Source organism: Mesobacillus sp. S13, from assembly GCF_020422885.1.
In the GTDB taxonomy this organism is placed as follows: Bacteria; Bacillota; Bacilli; order Bacillales; family Cytobacillaceae; genus Mesobacillus; species Mesobacillus selenatarsenatis_A.
Genome location: NZ_CP084622.1, coordinates 2,779,085 through 2,797,596 on the forward strand (window position 1 = coordinate 2,779,085; position 18,512 = coordinate 2,797,596).

Annotated in this window: 17 protein-coding genes; 4 read left to right on the forward strand and 13 right to left on the reverse strand. The window is 42.3% G+C overall.

Going from position 1 to position 18,512, the window contains the following annotated elements; genetic code table 11:
- Complete coding sequence (locus LGO15_RS14195) at positions 1 to 705, reverse strand: class I SAM-dependent methyltransferase (RefSeq protein ID WP_226085123.1); 705 nt, start codon at positions 703 to 705, stop codon at positions 1 to 3.
- A 190-nt stretch (positions 706 to 895) separates the two neighbouring features.
- Complete coding sequence (locus LGO15_RS14200) at positions 896 to 1,492, reverse strand: class I SAM-dependent methyltransferase (protein WP_226085124.1); 597 nt, start codon at positions 1,490 to 1,492, stop codon at positions 896 to 898.
- A gap of 240 nt (positions 1,493 to 1,732) precedes the next feature.
- On the opposite strand from LGO15_RS14200, the gene LGO15_RS14205 reads away from it, so the two are divergent.
- Entirely contained in the window at positions 1,733 to 1,936 is a 204-nt protein-coding gene (locus LGO15_RS14205; protein WP_167832529.1) for a YbbN family protein, read from the forward strand.
- A gap of 28 nt (positions 1,937 to 1,964) precedes the next feature.
- Here the strand turns inward: LGO15_RS14205 and LGO15_RS14210 are convergent, their stop codons facing one another.
- The gene (locus LGO15_RS14210) at positions 1,965 to 2,546 is read right to left on the reverse strand and encodes a hypothetical protein (protein WP_226085125.1); all 582 of its coding nucleotides are present in this window, start codon (positions 2,544 to 2,546) and stop codon (positions 1,965 to 1,967) included.
- 256 nt (positions 2,547 to 2,802) lie between these two features.
- On the opposite strand from LGO15_RS14210, the gene LGO15_RS14215 reads away from it, so the two are divergent.
- Positions 2,803 to 3,312 carry a DUF3231 family protein gene (locus tag LGO15_RS14215; RefSeq protein WP_226087895.1) on the forward strand — a complete coding sequence of 170 codons (510 nt, stop codon included), beginning with the start codon at positions 2,803 to 2,805 and terminating at the stop codon, positions 3,310 to 3,312.
- Positions 3,313 to 4,452: 1,140 nt separating this feature from the next.
- Here LGO15_RS14215 and selB read toward each other — a convergent pair.
- The 7 genes from selB to LGO15_RS14250 all read right to left on the reverse strand — a co-directional run bounded on the left by selB (position 4,453) and on the right by LGO15_RS14250 (position 13,363).
- On the reverse strand, positions 4,453 to 6,309 hold the full coding sequence (selB, locus tag LGO15_RS14220; RefSeq protein WP_413231402.1) for a selenocysteine-specific translation elongation factor: 1,857 nt from the start codon (positions 6,307 to 6,309) through the stop codon (positions 4,453 to 4,455).
- 298 nt (positions 6,310 to 6,607) lie between these two features.
- The gene (gene hutG, locus LGO15_RS14225) at positions 6,608 to 7,549 is read right to left on the reverse strand and encodes a formimidoylglutamase (RefSeq protein ID WP_167832526.1); all 942 of its coding nucleotides are present in this window, start codon (positions 7,547 to 7,549) and stop codon (positions 6,608 to 6,610) included.
- The gene (gene hutI / locus LGO15_RS14230) at positions 7,518 to 8,807 is read right to left on the reverse strand and encodes an imidazolonepropionase (RefSeq protein ID WP_226085127.1); all 1,290 of its coding nucleotides are present in this window, start codon (positions 8,805 to 8,807) and stop codon (positions 7,518 to 7,520) included. Before hutI ends, hutG begins: the two co-directional genes overlap by 32 nt.
- Before the next feature lie 62 nt (positions 8,808 to 8,869).
- Positions 8,870 to 10,531, reverse strand: a complete 1,662-nt coding sequence (hutU, locus tag LGO15_RS14235; protein WP_226085128.1) for a urocanate hydratase — start codon at positions 10,529 to 10,531, stop codon at positions 8,870 to 8,872.
- 30 nt (positions 10,532 to 10,561) lie between these two features.
- Positions 10,562 to 12,082: a histidine ammonia-lyase gene (gene hutH, locus LGO15_RS14240; RefSeq protein WP_226085129.1), complete on the reverse strand. Its 1,521-nt coding sequence runs from the start codon at positions 12,080 to 12,082 to the stop codon at positions 10,562 to 10,564.
- A 100-nt stretch (positions 12,083 to 12,182) separates the two neighbouring features.
- Positions 12,183 to 12,617 carry a histidine utilization transcription antiterminator HutP gene (gene hutP / locus LGO15_RS14245; RefSeq protein WP_167832522.1) on the reverse strand — a complete coding sequence of 145 codons (435 nt, stop codon included), beginning with the start codon at positions 12,615 to 12,617 and terminating at the stop codon, positions 12,183 to 12,185.
- A 164-nt stretch (positions 12,618 to 12,781) separates the two neighbouring features.
- Positions 12,782 to 13,363 carry a branched-chain amino acid aminotransferase gene (locus LGO15_RS14250; RefSeq protein WP_167832521.1) on the reverse strand — a complete coding sequence of 194 codons (582 nt, stop codon included), beginning with the start codon at positions 13,361 to 13,363 and terminating at the stop codon, positions 12,782 to 12,784.
- Positions 13,364 to 13,558: 195 nt separating this feature from the next.
- Here LGO15_RS14250 and LGO15_RS14255 point away from each other — a divergent pair, with 195 nt between their 5' ends.
- Both LGO15_RS14255 and LGO15_RS14260 read left to right on the forward strand, forming a co-directional pair.
- Positions 13,559 to 14,254 (forward strand): CotY/CotZ family spore coat protein, encoded by a 696-nt coding sequence (locus LGO15_RS14255; protein WP_167832520.1) that lies wholly within the window; start codon positions 13,559 to 13,561, stop codon positions 14,252 to 14,254.
- A 246-nt stretch (positions 14,255 to 14,500) separates the two neighbouring features.
- Complete coding sequence (locus LGO15_RS14260) at positions 14,501 to 15,334, forward strand: CsxC family protein (protein WP_167832519.1); 834 nt, start codon at positions 14,501 to 14,503, stop codon at positions 15,332 to 15,334.
- A 44-nt stretch (positions 15,335 to 15,378) separates the two neighbouring features.
- Here LGO15_RS14260 and LGO15_RS14265 read toward each other — a convergent pair whose 3' ends face one another.
- The 3 genes from LGO15_RS14265 to LGO15_RS14275 all read right to left on the reverse strand — a co-directional run bounded on the left by LGO15_RS14265 (position 15,379) and on the right by LGO15_RS14275 (position 18,484).
- A complete protein-coding gene (locus LGO15_RS14265) occupies positions 15,379 to 16,437 on the reverse strand; it encodes a hypothetical protein (protein WP_167832518.1) in 1,059 nt (352 codons plus the stop codon).
- Positions 16,438 to 16,657: 220 nt separating this feature from the next.
- The gene (locus LGO15_RS14270; protein WP_167832517.1) at positions 16,658 to 17,437 is read right to left on the reverse strand and encodes a CsxC family protein; all 780 of its coding nucleotides are present in this window, start codon (positions 17,435 to 17,437) and stop codon (positions 16,658 to 16,660) included.
- A gap of 297 nt (positions 17,438 to 17,734) precedes the next feature.
- Positions 17,735 to 18,484 (reverse strand): CsxC family protein, encoded by a 750-nt coding sequence (locus tag LGO15_RS14275; protein WP_167832516.1) that lies wholly within the window; start codon positions 18,482 to 18,484, stop codon positions 17,735 to 17,737.
- Positions 18,485 to 18,512 lie beyond the last annotated feature (28 nt).

Below are 18,512 nucleotides of genomic sequence, written 5' to 3' on the forward strand. Positions count from 1 at the left end.
TTATTTTTTGAAAAGGGCAGCTAAAAGGGCAGATGTTCCGAATTTTCCGGTATCAGAGTTTAAATCTTTCATTTTCCGGATTTCAACTGCTGTGAATTCTTGAAAAATCCCCTTAAGCTTTTCATCAGTGAAGCCCAAACCGCCTCGCATGCTTTTACCCCTATACACTTCCCAATCGGAAATGTCCGCCCCGCCAAGCTCTCCTCCCTGTACAAAGCAGGTTAGCGCAAATGAACCTCCAGGCTTTAAAGCTCTCTGTACGAGATCAATATAACTCATTCTTCTATGCGGCGGGATATGGTGGAAACAGCCAGAATCATAGACAAGATCATAGGAACCCTCTTCAATTTTCAAATCAAAAATATTACGTTGAACAAAATTCACTTTAACTTCTTGTTCTTGTGCCCTTTCTTTAGCCCATTCCAGACCTTCTGCAGATTGGTCGACGGCATCTACGTTAAAACCATTCCTGGCCAAATAAATGGCATTCCTCCCTGGTCCACAGCCTAATTCCAAGGCCTTTCCCGCTGTTATCCTACCATTTTCCATATATTCAACTAAATTCTCATCTGGATGGTTTTCAAAAAAAGGAATTTTTCTTTCCCGGTCAGAATAAAAATGATCCCAGTTAAACTCACTTTCTTCTTTCAGAAAGTAATCTAACATTCTTAATAAGTCCTCATAGCTATTTATTGTTTCTTTCATAATCTACCTCCCTAGATTTCCCCTGTTTACCCTTTCAAAAGTAAAATAAGGTACAGTTGACACTTGTTGATGTCTTGATTTGTACTATCATTACTTCTTTGTATATAATTCGACAAACCTATTGGAAAATCCTTGTAAAAACGCAAAAAAGCGACCTTCTTATAAGAAGGTTCGCCTTATCAATCTTGCCTTATTTTTGAAAAATAATCTGTATTACATGACCCACACCGGTATGTAATTGGCCTTCAATTCGCTCCTCTTCTCCATAGTAGAAATGCAATGTTCTATGCCCTTTCGTCCACTGGAGCAGGTCCAATGGATCATAAAGCATCTCTTTTGTTTTTGGCCCACCTGTTCCATATTTGACCTGGTCCTCTGAATATACTTCCAGCATGACAATGCCACCAGGTTTTACAGCAGATATGAGTTTGTCGAATACTGTTTTTTGGTCTCGCTTTGAAAAATGGCCAAAAACCATTATAGCTGCGTCAAATTCCTCAACTGGTACCTGTTCTTGAGTTAAATCCTTTTGTTTAGTCGTGATCTTGACTCCAAACCGTTGGGCCAGTGCTTCCGTCTTTTTTAGGCCATTAAGCGCATAGTCATAAGCTGTAACCTCATGACCTTGTCTCGCAAGGTAAACAGCATTCCTTCCTTCACCTTCAGCAAAGCATACAACTTTTTTCCCGTTCTCCAGCCTTGTTGATTGTTTTTTTATAAAAAGGTTTGGCTCTTCACCATACACATATTCTTCCGAACCGAAACGCTCATGCCATAGATTTCCCATACTCTCTCACTCCTTCCTGATTATTATACCCTTTACCCTTTTTTTAGTATGATTAAAGAACTGAAGGCTAACCTAATTTTCAATGGGTAAAAAAAGATAGGAGGTGGATTAAAGATGAAAGAATTAATGTCGATGGACGAAGTAAAAAGCTTGATAAGCGATAATGAATTAAGCTTCATATATGTCTTGACTGACAGTTGAAGCGTCTGCCATGGATTGCTCCCTCAGGTTGAGGAAGTTATGGAAGATTTCCCTAAAATCAAAACAGGTTTGGTAAACGCAGGAAAGGTTGAAGAGATCGCTGGATTTCTTATGGCTTTTACCGTGCCCGTCCTCGTCCTCTATGCAGATGGGCGAGAATATTTGAGGGAAGCCAGGATCGTACAAGTTGAGAAGTTGAGAGATGATATCAGCAAAATATACGAAGGATTTTTCGGGGAATGAGTGTAGAGCTTGGGATATACCAAGCTCCTTATTTTTCGCTCAAATTTAAGTTTTTTTCATATATCAATTTCCCAGTTGAAGTATACCCAGAGACTTTAGTCACAAGACTCTGTGCATTTTCGGTACCTGATTTATGGTACCAGAACTTCCTGCTATTGCGGGTTATGATTTTTGCAGGATACTTACCATGCGGTACCTCCAAGATAATCTCCGTAATTTCCGGTTGATGGATTTCACCAATGAACACGGTATTATATCTGTTATTCCCCTCAAGAGAATAGTCTCCCAGCAACCATGTTGCCGCTCCAAATGTTAGAGGATCAGGCTTTCCTACAGGATGCCCAAACTCTGATCCCCCTCTGTATTGCCAACCTTTATCTGACTTAACAAAGTGAATGACGCCAAATCCATCAACTTGTTCATATAAAGAGAATGCATTTTGCCCCTTTATCTTTTCAGTAAACATAATGTTACCGGTCCTGATCCCACTGTCCAACATTGCCTGTTCAATCGTTTTTTGATTTGGTTCAGTGACATTTACCTGATCCTCAGTGCAACCTGCAAATAATATACTAGTTGATAAAAGAAGCGCTAAGACTATTTTTTTCAAAAAAAATCATCCTCTCCCCTTTACTGTAACATACGTTTTTCGCTCAATAAAAGGTAGGATATTAGGGATTTATTCTCATAATACAATTTTCAATTTACAAATAACTCCAAATTTCCGCTGTTTAATTAAAATGTATTCATTTCCCATCTAGTATAAGGTATGAATACAACTTCTAAATACAAAATAATCAATGGACCAACTTCCTTTAATATAAGGAGCAAAAACAATGAACTTTGAAACGATAAGGAGTGCGATCATGGGAATATTAAGCGGAAATCCTAAAGATGAACCACTGCATTATGGCGAGGTATTTGGTACTTGGACTCATCTGTCAGTCAATCATGGATTGATTGCAGCATACCAGACGTTTATCAATCATATTGGTGATGAGGATTTAAAAAAACTTGTTCAAGAGGCTATCGAAGCCATGCAGGAAGAAAATAAACAGCTAGAAGAGTTGCTAAAATCAAATGGAATTGCTCTTCCTCCTGCACCACCAGAACGCCCAGTTGCTCATCTGGAAGACATTCCACCCGGGGCAAGATTCAGTGACCCAGAGATTGCAGCAGCTGTTTCCAAGGATGTTGCAGAAGGCTTAGTAGCCGCCAGCACCATGATTGGGCAAGCCATCAGGGAGGATATTGGCTTAATGTATGGTCAATTCCATATGGCTAAAGCACAATTTGGAGCCAAAATGCTTAAATTGAATAAAACAAAAGGATGGTTGATCCCTCCACCATTGCAAGTGAAATCCACCGAGAATTAAATAATATTGTTATGTAAACTAATTGAAAGAATAACAGCAGGCCAAAGAGGTCTGCTGTTATTTTTTTGATATTTATTAGTTATTTATTGATCATTTGGACAAATTCAGCTGGTCTCCTTCTACTTTGTCCGAAGTTGAACTTGGTTCAGACAAAATCACGTTGGTCTCCTTCAATATTGTCCGAAGTTAACCCTGGTCAGGCAAAATCACGTTGGTCTCCTTCAATATTGTCCGAAGTTGACTCTGGTTCAGACAAAATCACGTTGATCTCCTTCAATTTTGCCCGAAGTTGAACTTGGTTCAGACAAAATCACGTTGGTCTCCTTCAATATTGTCCGAAGTTAACCCTGGTTCAGACAAAATCACGTTGATCTCCTTCAATTTTGTCCGAAGTTGATCTTAGTTCAGACAAAATCCTGATGCATCCCTTCAATTTTGTCCGAAGTTGATCTTGGTTCAGACAAAATCCTGATGAATCTCTTCAATTTTGTCCGAAGTTGATCTTGGTTCAGACAAAATCAAGTTGGTCTCCTTCAATATTGTCCGAAGTTAACCCTGGTTCAGACAAAATCACGTTGATCTCCTTCAATTTTGTCCGAAGTTGATCTTGGTTCAGACAAAATCCTGATGCATCCCTTCAATTTTGTCCGAAGTTGATCTTGGTTCAGACAAAATCCTGATGAATCTCTTCAATTTTGTCCGAAGTTGATCTTGGTTCAGACAAAATCAAGTTGGTCTCCTTCAATATTGTCCGAAGTTAACCCTGGTTCAGACAAAATCACGTTGATCTCCTTCAATTTTGTCCGAAGTTGATCTTGGTTCAGACAAAATCACGTTGATCTCCTTCAATTTTGTCCGAAGTTGAACTTGGTTCAGACAAAATCTTGCTGATCTCCTTCAGCTTTGTCCGAAGTTGACCTTAGTTCAGACAAAATCCTGATGAATCCCTTCAATTTTGTCCGAAGTTGATCTTGGTTCAGACATAATCACGCGGATCTCCTTCAATTTTGTCCGAAGTTGATCTTGGTTCAGACAAAATTCTGATGCATCCCTTCAATTTTGTCCGAAGTTGACCTTGGTTCGGACTAATCTTTGGGTGATACCTGTTCCGTGAAAGAATAGAGGCGAAACTCCCTGGGTTTATTTCCGCCAAACCCTTTTGTTTTCAACTCTCCGTGTAAATCCCAGTGCATCGAGACGCTCGAGGAAAGGAATCATGTATTTTCGCGATAACTCCACTGCTTCCTTTGCCTGGGGTACTTCAAACTCCGCGCCCGTATGTTTTCTTAGCTTCTCCACTGCCTCAGCAAAATGAGTGCCATACCAGGCATATTGATCATCCAGCATAACAATCTTTCCTTGATCTTCGAGGAATCGTTTCAACTCAGCTGCAAGAGACTCAGGGATTCCGGCACTTTTTATATAATCGTGCAAATAAGCTACCTTCAGGCCATCCTTCTTGAGTTCCTCAAGCATATTCTCTGTTCGCTTCACCCAGTTGTTCGGAACATGTGGAGCAAAGCTTTCCATAGAAATATACTGTTCTTTCCTGTTCAGCACCCCCTCGGTTATGGCGTGATCGATCACAAACTCAAGCAGGGTTTTTGAAAAAGTTTTTTGCAAGGATTGAAGCAGTTCCGCCTTGTTCATCCCGATTCGCATTGGGTTATCAGCATGGAAGTCTTCTAACCGGTCGCTGATCTCTTCTTCGATAACTTCGACAATTGATACTAGAGCGTATTCCTTATTGGAAATCTGGATGAACTGGTCATCTTTCAGATTGTCCAGAATTGCCCCTTCATCAAGAGCCGTCCGTTTGATTAGTTCTTCAATAGATAAACTTTTTTCTTCGTATAAAGCAGCATTTATTCGTTCAATTGGCGTTCCGGCTTTCTTTTTCTCAAGCTCTTCAATCGTCTGCTTGCCAAATCGGTATTTATTTCCGCGTGGGTCAATTACCCATCCGCCGCCAATCGTTTCCTGCGGACTTGGACGGCGGACGATGAACCGGTCTCCACGCTTCGTAACGATTTTTTCATCAAGACGGAGCTGACAAAGGATTTCTCCGTTGTCTTCTTTTAGTTCATTCCGGTCAAAAAAGACAATCCTTCCCATTACTTCAGCAGTCCCGATATGGCACTTAATAGGGGTTCTTTGTTTTACCAAATGCTCAAGATCCTCAACGACTCTGATTGCTACATCAATCGTATTCGTTACAATAAAGTGCTCGGAAGACACAATGACTTCGCCACGTTCAAGATCATCCCGCGAGACACCCGATAGATTGATGGCTGCCCTTTGCCCTGCATAAGCCATCTTTGCTGGCTGATGATGAACTTGCAGCTGTCGAGCTCTGACCTCTAATCCGCTCGGCAGGATTTTTAATGACTGGCCCTCTTCAACCGTCCCTTCGTAAACAGTACCTCTCACAACGGTCCCTTGCCCCTTCACTGTAAATACCTGGTCAATCGGCAGGCGGAACGCTCCTTTGGCATCCCGCATTTCTTGCTCCTTCAGTGTTTCAATGATCATTTCTTTTAATTCCGGGATCCCTTTTTTTGATAGACTATCGACCAACATAAATGGAGCGTTCTCAAAGACTGTGCCATCAAGCTCGCTTAAAATATCGTCTTTCACTAGCTCTATGAATTCCTCTTCTACCCTGTCGGTCTTTGTAATTGCGATAATACCCGAGCGGATTCCGAGAAACCCCAGGATATCAAGGTGCTCCTTCGTTTGCGGCATGACGCCTTCATCCGCAGCAACCACCAGAACGACGAGGTCGATCCCAGCAACTCCGGCAATCATCTGGCGGATGAAGCGCTCATGTCCTGGAACATCGACAACAGAAATTTGCAGTTCTTCATCCTCATATAATGGCGCAAAGCCAAGTTCAATTGAAATTTGGCGTTCTTTTTCTTCTTTCAGGCGGTCCGTATCGACATTCGTCAACGCCTTGGTCAGCGATGTTTTTCCATGGTCAATATGACCTGCCATCCCAATGGTAAAATACCTCTTGCTCAAATGCTTACACCCTCTTTAGATATGTATAAAACAACTCTAACTTTAAAAGCAAAATAGTTCAAGCAACGAAAATTGTACAATTAAAATACAATTATTTAAGGCTCGAAAAATGTTGAAGTCAAGACAATTGATACTGCTATCAATGCTGTTCAAATTCTGGTTTCACTGATCGCTAGGTTGTATATTTTCTACTAACTAAGCATCTTCACCACCTTTTCCTTAAAAAGATCAGCCTGCAGACAATGATTGGTCTGCAGGCTGATTAATTTTTTTAGTTGTACATAAAACGAAGCATGGCGGCAGCGGCCAGCCTGCTTGTCATATCCCGGAAGTCTTTTGATGGATCTATTTCCACGATATCCATCGCTTTTACTTTTTCATGGGAGGCAGCAGCTGAAATACTCGCAAGCAATTCCCTGCTGGTGATCCCACCCGGTCCAATAGCCGGGCACCCGGGCGCGAATGCCTGGTCGACGACGTCCATATCAACAGATAAGTATATTATATCTACTAATTCAGACAGTCTTTCCAGTTCCTTTTTAATGATAGGAATGATCCCTGAAATCTCTATATCTTCCATTGTATAGACAGAAATCCCTTTTTCTTTTGTATATTCATGATATTCTTTCGCATTTGCATAATCACGAATCCCTATCTGGACAAGATGCGCACCCTTTAAATGTCCACCTTCAATCAGGCTCCGGAATGGTGTGCCGTTTGTCCGTCCGCCATCATCAAGATTCCTGACATCATGATGTGCATCCCATTGGATAACTCCTATTTCCCCGTAGTGCTCCTTGAAGGCCCGAATGGAAGGATAGCTGACACCATGGTCTCCGCCAAGCATGATATACCTTTGGCAGGCATTTTTCTCAAGCATTTCCTTGACACTTACATAAAGTCTTTCAATGGATTCCTCCATCTCAGTTGGATGTGTTTGCACATCGCCAAAGTCAAGGATCTTTACATTCTCGTAATCTTTGGCTCTTTCTCCAGAAAAAGTTGAAAATGAGCTTAAGCTTGCCCTGATCGTTTTAGGCGCATCCGATGCCTGTGATAAAGAAATGGATGTTTTAGAGTATGGAAGACCGATTAAGCCGATATTGCCAGTTTCGCCCTCTGAATAAGGTATTACCCGTTCATTGACCTTCGTGACGAACCGGTCCTTGAAAACCGCTGGCTTACCTGGCTGAAGATAACTGAATTTCACCATAAGCGGTCCTTTCCCAAAGTTTATTACCAGAATGGTAGACACTTTGTGCATGATTTACACCAAAGTGATACGGGATATATTGATAATTAGGTACATCCCAGATGACGAAATCTGCAGAACGTCCTATTTCTAATGATCCTGCCTGAGACGCTCTTCCAATTGCATGGGCTGCATTTACTGTGACTGCATTCCAAATTTCTTCAGCGGACATTTTCAGCTTTAATGCAGCGAGTGACATAATCATTTGCAGGTTTTCAGTCACACAGCTTCCGGGATTGAAATCTGTCGCCAAAGCGACTGCCGCACCCTCATCAATCATCTTTCTCGCACGGGCATAATGGTCCTTGCCAAGGTAAAACGTCGTTCCTGGCAACAGAACTGCTACTGTATCGCCTTCCGCGAGCTGTCTGATTCCTTCATCTGAGGCGGCAACCAGATGGTCAGCACTTGCCGCCCCTAATGATACGGCCATTTCCGTGCCTCCAAGCGGGTCAATTTCATCAGCATGGATTTTCAGACCAAATCCTTTTTCCTTTGCCTGTTGTAAAAACTTCCTTGACTGTTCGATTGTAAAAACACCTGTTTCACAAAAAATATCCACGAACTCTGCAAGTTCTTCTTCATTGATAACCTCGAACAACCTGGCCATTTCGTCCAGAAACTCATCCTCTTTCCCTTTGAATCCAGGCGGCACAGCGTGCGCACCAAGGAATGTTGAAACGACAGATATTGGGTACTTTTCCTTTAAACGTTTGACCACCCTCAGCTGCTTAAGTTCTGTATCAGCATCCAGACCATAGCCACTCTTTGCTTCCAAGGTTGTAACTCCGTAGGAAATCATTCTTTCAAGATGGAAAGAAGCCTTTTTATACAATTCTTCCTCTGTCGCTTTTTTAGTGGAACCTACCGTTGATAAAATCCCGCCCCCCTGAGCGAGGATTTCTAAATAAGGTACTCCAGCCTGCTTCAATGAAAGTTCATGTTCTCGGGAACCGCCAAATACTAAATGTGTATGCGGATCAACAAGCCCTGGAGACACAACCTTGCCCTCGGCATCAATTCTCTCGGTAGATTTAAGTGACCTTGCTTCAGCATCGCGACCAACCCAGGCAATTTTCCCGTCCTGTATTCCTATTGCTGCGTCTTCACTTATGTTGAGTTCTTTCATATCCTGCCCCTTCAATGGATAATCGGAAGCTTTGGGCAAAATGAGCTGACCTATATTGTGAACTATTACATCATATGTCAATATTCTCATCCTTTCTTTCTAAAATCCCCTAAATGCAATGCCTCATTATAATTCTCATTGCCTCCTCCAAATTAGGGAAGCATCGGGATGTCAACCCCTTTTTCTTTCGCTGTTTCGATCGCTTTTTCGTAGCCAGCGTCAGCGTGGCGGGCAACACCCATTCCAGGATCTGTAGTCAGGACCCTCCTAAGCCTCTCTTCAGCAAGGTCAGTACCGTCCGCCACCACGACCATTCCTGCGTGCAGGGAATATCCCATGCCTACGCCCCCGCCATGATGGACAGAGATCCATGAGCCGCCTGCAGCAACATTGACTAGCGCATTAAGAATCGCCCAGTCACCAACTGCATCACTGCCATCCTTCATTGCTTCTGTTTCACGATTTGGAGAAGCGACCGACCCGCTGTCTAAATGATCGCGACCAATTACAATCGGTGCTTTCAATTCACCTTTACGCACCAGTTCATTAATTGCCAATCCCATCTTCACTCGCTCACCATAGCCAAGCCAGCAAATTCTTGACGGTAGACCCTGGAATTCCACTTTTTCCTGTGCCATGTCAATCCAGCGCTGAAGGGCTTTATTTTCTGGAAAAAGCTCCTTGATCAGTTCGTCTGTCCGATGAATATCTGCTGGGTCTCCAGATAATGCAGCCCAACGGAAAGGCCCTTTACCTTCACAGAAAAGCGGTCTGATATAGGCAGGAACAAATCCTGGGAAATCGAACGCATGCTGCTCACCATGATCCTTGGCAACCTGGCGGATGTTATTGCCGTAATCAAATGTGACAGCACCTCTCCTCTGGTATTCAAGCATGGAAGCGACATGCTTTGCCATTGAGAAGGAAGATTGCTTTACATATTCTTCAGGATCTTCGTCACGAAGTTTAGCCGCTTCTTCCAAATTAAAACCAACCGGGATATACCCATTCAATGGATCATGAGCAGAAGTCTGGTCCGTTACAATATCCACCTTAAAATTCCTGGACAGTAATTCCAGATGGACCTCTGCAGCATTCCCGACCAGACCAATAGAGAGAGGTATTCCCTTATGCTTTGCTTCATTTGCCCAATCAATTGCCTCATCGATTGAATGGGTCATTTTGTCGCAATAACGAGTATCAATTCGCTTTTTGATCCGTTCTGGATCGATCTCCACAGCTAAGCAGACGCCATCATTCATCGTAACCGCTAGAGGCTGGGCTCCACCCATGCCGCCGAGCCCTGCAGTCAGCGTAATGGTGTTTCTAAGCGTTCCGTTGAAGTGCTGTCTCGCTACCTCTGCGAATGTTTCATATGTGCCCTGGAGGATTCCCTGGGAACCAATGTAAATCCAGCTTCCAGCAGTCATTTGTCCGTACATCATCAATCCTTTTTTATCTAATTCGTGAAAGTGATCCCAATTTGCCCATTTAGGTACCAAAACAGAGTTGGAGATTAACACTCTTGGTGCAGCCTCGTGCGTTTTGAATACAGCGACAGGTTTACCGGATTGAACGAGCATTGTTTCGTCATTTTCCAGCCTGCGCAGCGTTTCAACGATAGCGTCGAACGCCTCCCAATTACGTGCTGCTTTGCCAATTCCTCCGTAAACAACAAGATCCTCAGGCTTTTCAGCCACCTCTGGATCAAGATTGTTATAGAGCATCCTTAATGCAGCTTCTTGTTCCCATCCTTTACACTCCAGTTCAAGGCCCTTTTTTGCTTTGATATTGCGCTTTGCTTTAATTGCCATTTTTTCCACTCTCCTCAATTTTTTATAGTATTAAACCAGACTCTCCTGCTGTTTTACAGCTGTCCACTGATGTCTATTTTTTTTTAGCCAATCTGCAAGCCTCTCGATATCCTCAGAGAAAATCCGGTCCTCTGTGATGGATGGAACGATCTTTCTTACCTCTTGATAGAAGCTCCAAGTTTTAGGTGCCATTTTATCAACACCACGATATTGGACTGCCTGAAGAGCACAGATACATTCAATTGCTAGTACACGCCTGACGTTTTGGATGATACTGTGTGCATGGCGGGCAGCAATGGTTCCCATGCTCACATGATCCTCCTGGTTGGCAGAGGATGGAATCGAATCTACACTTGCAGGATGAGCAAGGGTCTTATTTTCAGAAACGAGTGATGCTGCACTGTATTGCATGATCATCGCACCTGACTGAAGTCCAGGTTGCGGACTCAAGAAAGGTGGGAGGTCATTTAATTGCGGATTGACCAATCTTTCAATCCGTCTTTCAGAAATACTGGCAAGTTCCGCAACAGCTATTTTCATAAAATCCATTGCAATCGCAATTGGCTGGCCATGGAAGTTGCCTCCTGAAATGATGGTTTCCCCCCCGTCAAAAATGAGCGGATTGTCTGTAGCTGCATTCATTTCAATCTCCAGCTTTTCTTTTACATAGTCGAGCGCCTGCCATGATGCTCCATGCACTTGGGGAATGCATCTTAATGAGTACGCGTCCTGTACTCTTTTTTCACCTTGTCGTGTCGTCAGTTTGCTGCCTGCCAGTAAATCTCTCATGCGCTCCGCTACCTCTATTTGCTGTCTGTAGCCGCGAGCTTCATGAATAGCAGGGTGGAATGCATCTATGACCCCTTCCAATCCTTCCATTGTTAGGGCAGCAATCCATTCTGATTGATGTGCCAGGTCTTTTGCTTCGATCCAGTTCACCACACCCATTGCCGTCATTGCCTGCGTTCCATTAATCAGCGCCAGACCTTCTTTAGCCTGTAATACGATTGGCTCAAGACCTTCTTTTGTATATGCTTCTTCTGTCAGGCATACCCTTCCCTGATAGAAAACCTTCCCCTCGCCTAACAATACTAATGCCAGATGGGACAGCGGCGCTAAATCCCCCGATGCACCAAGTGATCCTTGCTGCGGGACAACCGGATGGATCCTGAGGTTGAGCAATTCCTTCAACCTTTCAGCAATAACCGGCCTGATCCCTGAAAAACCTTTAATCAACGCATTCAGCCTAAGTAAGATCATCGCACGTGAAACGACCTCGGGGAATGGCTCCCCTACGCCGCAGGCATGAGACCTGATCAGGTTTAACTGCAATGCATTGACATCTTGTTCATCAATGATGACATCACTGAATTTACCGAATCCTGTATTGATTCCGTAGATCGTACGCTTGTCGGCAACGATTTTCTCTACCGCTTCCCTGCTCTCGGTAACCTTCTTCATGCTTTCTGGACTGATGGCGACTGCCTCGTCGAGATAGCAGACCTGCTTGATTTGCTCCAAAGTTAACGTTTCTCCCGTTAAAACAACCATTCAAGTAACCTCCTGATCGGATAAAATAAAAAGGAGACGACAATGGCATACTTAACCATCATCGCCTCCTACTGACTAGTGGACTATAGGCAATGCAACTTTATATATGATTGATTCCTAAACCGACCGTTTCGTGTTCAGACCCTTTTACAGGAGCGCCAATCGTTCCATAAAACGCGACGGCAATCCATTCTCCTTCTTCTTCATCGGAAAAGGGTGTACCACGGACAACGGCAAATCGAAGGCCGACAGTACGGCTCATTTCACCAATGGACAGGTGGCCCCGTGTCACCCCTTCCATGCCTTCCATGATTGCATGGTATAAAGCATGGGTTTCACGATACAAATTGGGATGTATGAGACCATGACGTTTGGCAGCTGTCTCCACTGCTGAAATAACTTTTTGCATATTCATCGAGCCTACTTTGCCAAGGCAATAGCTTACACCTTTAAGGGTATCCTGAAAAAAAGCCATTTCTTCTTCTGTGAATGACGCCAGCAGGATCGCTGTTTTCCCAATCGCTAATTTACTCATGACCGACCCCGTTTTCTGAATTTTACCTATTGACTAATAACTTATATTAATTTTATGGTTCCTCGCAGTGAATGTCAACAGATATGGGAAATTTTAGTATTCTAATATAGTAGTATGATACCATATTAAAGCATTGAAAAAAGCGCCCATCAGGCGCTTTTCGGTTACCTATTCTTTATTGACTCTGCGAGACCAAAAAGAAAACCATAGATCAGATTATAAGCCTCTCCGATGGATAGAACCTCTTTGTATCCTTTAAGTCCATTCAATGCGAAGTTAAGGCTCCATACTCCTTCATTCGCATCGAACATCAAGTCAAATCTGGACCCATCTCCTTGCAGGTTTTCTTCAAGGAATTTCTTGATGTCCGCTTCATATTTCTTCTGAAGCTTAAGTCCGAGCATGACATCATATGTTCCGAACACATCATCTTTTTCAAAACTGACGGCATCGACTCCAATCAGTTCAAACCACCTGGATTCCAAGTACATGAATTCATTATTCCGTTCTTTGAAATAACCAATTGGCTGACTAAGAAATTGCGATGATTCTTCACCTAGGAACTCTTCAGTCTCTTTGTTGCCTCTCTCAATATAAGCATCCTTGAAACGGGCGCCAGGCTCTGATAATTTTACCTGGACACCATTAAGTAATCCTTGACGTTCTGCATATTCCTTTTCTTCATTATGTAATTCAACCGTACCCTTTTGAGATCCTATATACTTCTCTATCTGTTTTTTCAACATTATGATGGCCTCCATAATCGTTTTGCTGATATTTATATTGAATGGAAAATAGGCAAATAGCAAATTTTCTAGTTCAGTTTCCCAAAAATTTCTTGAAGAATTTCTTTTGTATAGTCACATCCCCATACAAACCACTGCTTTTCCCCATATCTTGTAAGTATAACACCACTCTATAAGAAAGGAGAGGCACGTTTTATGAATTATCATTACAAAGATGATCATCGACCTGACGATGATTACGATCATAAAAAAGGAAAGTCCAGGGACCGCGATATGGGGAAACACAAAAAATATGATGACCATAGGGATTGGGATGATCACAAGCATAGGGATTGGGATGATCATAAAAAATGGGATGATCATAAGGATTGGGACGATGATGATTGTGGTTGCGAAAAAAGCCATCATGATGAAAAACACTCCCATCATTGTGTGTGCAAAAAGGTCAGGGACATTAATGATGCACAGCATAAAGTAAAGCATAAGAAAGATGGTTGTGATGTCAGCTGTGAAAGATCAATCAGAGAACTCTTAAATCAGTGCAAACAGTCAAACTTCGATACAATCCCATTCAAATTATTATGCGGGTGCAGCAAAGGCGACTGTGAGACCTTCGTGGGTACAGGCGTTGTTAAAATCAATGGATGCTTTTATGATATCAAGTCTAGTTTTTTCCGTGTAGTTGATTTTACTAAGGGTTCCAAATGCTGTGCGATTCTTGAGCTGCTCTGTCCGGAACGTTGTGAAGGGAAACAACATGGAATTGAAGGCTTCGTAAGAACGGGGGCTTGCTTTGAAGTCGATTTGAAAGATTTTGTCGGCATTACCTGCTTCCCTCCAGTAAAAGCGAAAAAAATGGATCCTAAGAAGCTATTATGCTCTGGACGCTGATTTCCTGAATAGTCACACAAAACAGCCACCCCACTTCTATGTGGGGTTCCATTTTGCCTCTAAAACTCAGCACTTGTCCCGAATCCTATTAACTCCACTTCCCTGACGTAAAAAATATGTGATTGCCCTCTATCATTCGTCTATTCATTTACTGTAGTACTGGCATATAAAATAGTAAGTCAAAAGAAAGGAGCAGACTTATACTGTTTCTTACTGCTTTTGATTAAAAAAAAAGGAGTGAAAGATATGAAGAGAAATACAGGTTGCAATTCAAACCATGGCTGCCCGCCACAGCTTTCATGCGATGAAGCAAAAACGCTTCGGGTTGATTGCGATAATGATTCTTACTATCCTTATGGCAATTACCTTAAGTATCCAGTTGCTGACATTGATGTCGCGCTAGCTGAAGTTGAGCTGCAAGTAGAAGTCGAAAGTGACATTAAACTCCCTACAGCAGCACGCGAAATCAAGCACATGCGCAGGAACGTATCGCTTACGCAATGTAAGGCCATCCGTTCAGCAATGGACTATGACAAGGTTAAACTCTATATATCCGGTGTTGTCCACAAGAATATCCAATATGTAGAGCAGTGCAGCGGAGTATTGAAGGACTACAGCGTCGATGTACCATTTACTTGCAGCCAGGCTGTCAAAGTCTACAATTACCCAGATTACGAAAACTTAAGCCAAAAGAACACCGTGTACGAAAGAAGATTCATCGATAAGAAAGGCCATGGTGCTGATAACTGTACTTCTGGTGCATTTACGTATGAGTACTATAATGAGCCGATTGACTGCAAACTGCTTGCATCTTTTGTCAATGACCTTGACCTTTACAAGGATTTTGACAACTGGGGCCGATTCAGCCGCATCACAGAAAAGATGGAAGTTGGCTTATTCTTCAAATTGCTACAGAAGCAGCAGGTTGACTTAGACCATTCCTATGGACACAAACATGAAGAAGAATCATCTTCATCTTCATCATCATCCTATTTGGAATCAGGCGATAAAATTGTCCAACAGCAGCCCAAAAACATGAAGCACAGAATGGCTGAATTAATGAAACGCCATGATGGCTAATATTAAAAGCAAGGGTGCCTCGCTTGAGGCACCCTGTTTATATATTATTTTGAGAGTAACCTATTTAAATCCAAACATTGCTTTTGAAATAGATCTATTTTCATCTTTGCAGTGCCTTGGACCATCACTCTGCCATTATGAATGAATTGTTCATTCCAAACACAATGCAAACCTGATAGGCTAAACTCCACTTTTTCTACTAAACTCTCACGATACTCGCGAGTATATCCTTCTTCCATGCCAAGATTTGAAGTAAATAAATATTCCTTGCTGTTCTTGGAAGAAAGCTCGGGCTGATGAATCCATTTTACAGGAATGATTTTTTTCCACGGGATGTGAATCATAAGAGAGTGCATGGTCCCAGATTTATCAGTACAAGCATAATCGATATTCAACAGAAGTGTGCCTTTAGTGAATAAGCTCGCTGAAGGCAGCAATACCTCCGCATCAATCGAATGTAGTGAACATTCGACATTAGACACATCCGAAATAGGCCTTGCGAGTGTGAAAGTGTCAAAAATGTCAATTTCGAGCTCAACATCTGCCAGGTGCAATGGCAGCCTTACTTTCGTGAGTTCCGTCATTGAATTCTTCCCACTATATGCGGCTGTTGCTAATTTCATTGGTTCCGAGGACGATTCAGAGGATTCATAGGCAAGATCATTGGATTCATAGGCATGATCATCGGATTCATAATCATGATCATCGGATCCATGTTGATATTCAACTGATTCATCACGGTCTTCATAGTAAAAAGGTTCGTCTGCGGATTCATCTACAGCGAATAACTGACTTGCTTCTTCATCTGGGAGATTGCTGGACTCATCAAATAATATTTCACTAGAGGATTCCTCGTACTCTTCCTGAGTTTCCTCCTCTATATACTCGTCGCTTCCGCCAATAACCTCTAATATGTCACTTGATTCTTCCTCGACTTCTTCTATTGTAAATTGTCTCCTTGAAGGAGGTTTTTCTTCGACACTTCGAATCACAGGAGGAGCGAGAATCAATGGCTTCCCTGAACTTTTTCCCTTAGGCCGGAATCCAGTTTCATAGAATTCTCGGGCTCGCCCCTTATCGATTTCATCGAATACTTCACCCATTTGTGAGTCAACCTCTGATTCCTCACGACCCACTGAATGATTTCGCCAATTGCCCTGGAACAAATTCATCTCATGAAATGTTCTATTTCTGTTTTCCATCTTCTATGGAAGGGTCTGCTTATATTGCAACCTATCCCTACCCTCCTTCTTTAAAGAGGTAAAAACATAAAGGGGCATATACTAATGTTGCCTAGTATAATACCCCGCTTTTTTCTGTTATTTACTCTGATTCGTCATAGCAATCTGGATCATTTGTTGCTGAAGAAACGCGGATTTGTTGATTTTGAAGAACACGAACAGTAAAATCAATGACCATTTTCTCTTCGATTGTCTGGAAATATCCTTCATCGATCGGTGATGATGTTGGAAGCGGCTGACGGTCAATCGCTTCATCCCATTCGATGATTTGGCTGGAAACCAATTCACAGAAAGGCAATTCATTATAATGTTGAGAGCTTTCCTGGTGGAATTGGCTCAAGTCACTTGTCAGTAATTCATCTTTTTCCGGGAATCCTGTTGGCAAAGGTTTAGAGACGAAGAAATCAAATTCCTTCCGGTTGTTCACTTGCGGCATGACAGGATGGGATAGGAAGTTCTTTACCTCTGTTACTACCTGGAACGGAATGTCGACTGTATAAGAGTGCAGGTCAGAAGCTACTGATGAGGATGAAGAAGCTTCAATATCCTGGCTCGGACTTGCGTATTGGATGTTCTTCCTTACAAACCCTTTGATGAATAATTTATTCGTTGGCAATAGCAATCTGCATTGGGTCAGTTTGATTCTCTTTTTAATATCCTTAATCTCAAGCACCGGCTCTGGGAAATTAATCATTGTATCCAGATTCACGTGCAAAGTCAGTTCCGCCAGAACGACTGGAACTTTCGTTACGACCTTTCCTAGGCTTACATGTGGATGATGATGCTTTGGTGAGCATTCAAAGTGATCGGTTGAAGGCTTACACTCAAAATCAGGCTTTTTATTTTTATCTAGTTCAAACATACATGGCTCCTCCTTAAAACTCCTTAGAGTGAAGATGCTCTATCCTATGCGCTTCGACTTTTTGGGTCTAGGCGTATGCCCCTATGCTTTCTGAAATTTCAAGGCAGATAGGCGGTGTAAATCCTTTATTTATTTGTGATGTACTGGCCAAATACCATCGCAAAAATTTTTTTGCCATTTTTTTTGCTACTATTCTAATAGCGATAAGACATTGTCTTGAATATGTATAATAAAAATGGCGATGACAGCTGTCATCGCCATTTGTGGAATCTTATCTACCCTATTTAATAATTAGGGTTACCCATTGCCATTAAGGGCAATTTGCTGGTTCTGGTAAACTCTTACACGGAATTGCAAGAATGTTTTTTCCACAATATTGTGGAATGTTCCTTCTTCGAATGGTCCATTATTAGGTAAAGGATAACGATCTACTGCTTCATCCCACTGAACAATGCTGCTTGATACCAGTTCACAGAATGGAATTTGATTGTAGAATTGTGTGCTTACCTGATGGAATTGTGATAGGTCGCTGGATAGCATCTGATCTTTTTCCGGATATCCATGGCCCAGGCTTTGTGCCCTGAAGAAGTCAAACTCTTCACGAGTATTGGAAATCGGGAGAATTGGATCAGTCAAGAAATCAGTTACAACAGTTACACACTCAAATGGCACATCTACAGTCAACGAGCGCATTTCTGAAGATACACAGTCACTTTTAGCATGCGGACATGGCGTTGCATATTGGATATTTTTGCGGATGAAACCTTTAATAAATAGTGGGATTCCTGTAACAGGATCTGATGTAGGACCTATGAGCAATCTGCACTGGACGATTTTCACCCTTTTTTTGATATCCTTGATTTCAAGTACCGGATCTGGGAAATGAATGTCGGCAACTAGATGGTCTGTTATGGTTATATCCGCAAGAGTAACAGGAAGATTAGCAGATGGGAGCAATCCTGGGGTTGGGACGTTCACACATTCATTCCTGGACGCAGACTTGTTGACACTAACGCATCCACGCTTCCCTTTATGGTCATTAGTCATTATATTTCCTCCTTTTAATTTTCTTGTA